This is a genomic window from Candidatus Woesearchaeota archaeon, from assembly GCA_003694805.1.
In the GTDB taxonomy this organism is placed as follows: domain Archaea; phylum Nanobdellota; class Nanobdellia; order Woesearchaeales; family J110; genus J110.
Window position 1 is genome coordinate 1 of the sequence record RFJU01000171.1, and the last position, 2,372, is coordinate 2,372.

Consider the following 2,372-nt stretch of genomic DNA (forward strand, 5'->3'; position numbering starts at 1 on the left):
GGGCGGATGTTACGACAATCCCTCCAACGTATCTTTACGCCACGCCTCGTATCGCGTCCGGTAAAATCGATTGAGCAATGAAAGGGGTTTTCGATTTCCTGCGACGACTATTGCGTTTTCTGTCTCGCGTAGCACGCATTTTGCCTGAGCTGCTGCAGAGGTTATCATGTGCAATTGACTGCTTGACAGGTCGAAGGAAAAACGGTTGACTTTCAACCCTTTAGAGCAGTCCCACACTTTCCCCTCCCCGAGGTTCGTAACTTCTTGCTTTGCGAGGTACTTTTCGAAGTAAGCCCCCATCCGCCGTACGTTCCTGACGCTTTCAACCCTCGTAGATGGAGGATTGAAATGGTGATGCTTCCTCGCGAATTCATCAAGCAATCCCTTCCGCTTCAAAATCCTATTCCACCGAACCCTGACCTCGTCGTAATGGGCAAAATGGCTGTAAACGATATGGTAATGCAGCTGCCCTCGCTTCTGCGCCTCTGCTTTCCAAATGTATGCGCGCCCGGGCGCGCGCAGGTGACGCAAAAAGGGCTGCAGCAAATCCCTATTCCCCTGTCTTAGCGACACAATCTTGGAACTTGGAATCGTCAGAGTCACAAGCGCAGCCCGAAACAGTTGCTTCCGCTTCGTCGCTTTATTCTCAATCACCCTTGGCGGAAACAGCTGTAGAAACAAGTCGAAAGCCTTTCGCAGGCGGGCGCGCGCGTGGTCAGATAGTTCCCCCGAGTATGCACGTTCCCGCGGCGGAGGCTCGGGGCGGCGGAATCCTTCGTAGCGGTTAAAGAGGATGAGACAATCGTGCCTCACCTGCAAGGTGGGCAACAAATAATCAGACGAAGGCGGGAATGAGAACTTCACGACCTCGAAAGGTTAAACCCCTTCGCGCCGGCGGGGCGGCGGCGGTCGGGGGCGGTCGTGCTTCATGCGTGAGGAGTGAGCGGGTGGGAGTTTGCGCGCTCGGGCGCGGAGCGCCTCGCGCGGAGTTTATCGCTTTTGGCGCGCCCCGGCATGTGTTTCTCCATACAGTGCAAACGTGGCGGTCGGAAACGAATTCGCAACAATCGACAATAACTTGTCACGCAAGGTGACGAGCCGCTGGGACTTCCGCACAAGATTTTCCCTCGTTGCGCTTGACAAGTCCTTTTCCGTGAGCTTCAGCTGGATATGGGTCAAATCGACTGTCACAGAATCCAGCAGCGCGACGATTTCCGAGAAAGTAAACGTCCAGCAGTCCGCGTCTGCAGTATTCATTGTCACGTTCATCGCGTCGAACTTTTGCAGCCCGACACCACCTCCTCGGCACCTCCCCGGGCGGCGGCGGGGGCTCAGGGCATAAAAAAAGTACCGCGGCGGTTTCCGGAACACCCCATGTACCAACCGCCGCGGCATGCCAGGTATGCGCGAGCGCGGGCGCTCAGGTTGCTCTCCAGCAGAGCCTTACCCTCCCGCGCCTGGAACAAAAATACCCCTTGACGCCGGAAGGGTCAAGGGGTAAAACGTCGTGCTACTGACATTCCGGATTGTGACACCGGTTAACGAATAGCGCGCCGGAGTTGAACCGGCGCGCGACACAAGGAACGAACAAAACAACCATGCAGGTCAGCTCACTGTGTGCACGGCTGCAACCTTTGTGCTGTTAGAAGTTTGCCCCGTCTGCGCCTGCAACACATGAAACCGGACAAAGACTTTCCCGCCGTCCGGAGGCTCCGGAAACTTCGCCGAATAAGCTGCCGTCAAATCGAAAGACCCTCCGGAGCCGGACATGTCAAAAGCCCCGATCAACTTGAATTCAGCCTTGCGGGGGTTGCTGATACCCTGAGACAGAGCGCGGGTCGCAAAAACGACCAATTTCTGGTTTGCTCCGGTGCCGATCAGGTCTCCCGACAACGTAATGGAGAAAGTGCCAGTCACGGTTTGAGACACCAGTGCGGCGTTCTGGAGCTGGTCGAGAGAAACTTCCGCGGGCGGGTCGGTCAAAGTCACCCCGGTCGAACCGGCAGCAAATAGCGCGGTATTCAGCTTCATGAAAAGCTGCTGTCCGGACAGTTGGAACGCGTTCCCCAGGCTATCGCGCTGAGTAAAACCCCCAGCAGCGGCAGCCTTCCAGGCGTTTCGCTGCTGCTCGGTCAGATCTTTCCAAGCCGTAGCGATTGCGCCAAGATTCTGCCTGACGCCCGACTGGGAAGCAGACTGGGGGTTCACGGGGGTCACCCGGTTTCGGATATATGCTCCCGAACCGTTCCGACTAAAAACCTGCCCCGCGATCGAGCCGCGAATTTCGCTGACACCCCCACCAAAAATCACCTTTGCCATAGCGTCGCTTTTTGCGCAAAGATACAAGAAAAGCCCACCCCCCCCCTCCCCCC

At 56.7% G+C, this 2,372-nt stretch carries 3 protein-coding genes; all 3 read right to left on the reverse strand.

What is annotated here, in order from left to right; translation table 11 throughout:
- Positions 1 to 9 precede the first annotated feature (9 nt).
- Positions 10 to 819, reverse strand: a complete 810-nt coding sequence (locus tag D6783_06120) for a hypothetical protein (protein ID RME51996.1) — start codon at positions 817 to 819, stop codon at positions 10 to 12.
- 171 nt (positions 820 to 990) lie between these two features.
- Positions 991 to 1,395, reverse strand: coding sequence for a hypothetical protein (locus D6783_06125; GenBank protein RME51997.1), 405 nt, complete (start codon positions 1,393 to 1,395; stop codon positions 991 to 993).
- Between the two features lie 210 nt (positions 1,396 to 1,605).
- A complete protein-coding gene (locus tag D6783_06130) occupies positions 1,606 to 2,319 on the reverse strand; it encodes a hypothetical protein (protein ID RME51998.1) in 714 nt (237 codons plus the stop codon).
- Positions 2,320 to 2,372: the final 53 nt, after the last annotated feature.

Coding starts and splice junctions, on each gene's coding strand:
- D6783_06125 (RME51997.1), bottom strand. CDS start 1,395: ATGCCGCGGCGGTTGGTACATGGGGTGTTCCGGAAACCGCCGCGGTAC.
- D6783_06130 (RME51998.1), bottom strand. CDS start 2,319: ATGGCAAAGGTGATTTTTGGTGGGGGTGTCAGCGAAATTCGCGGCTCG.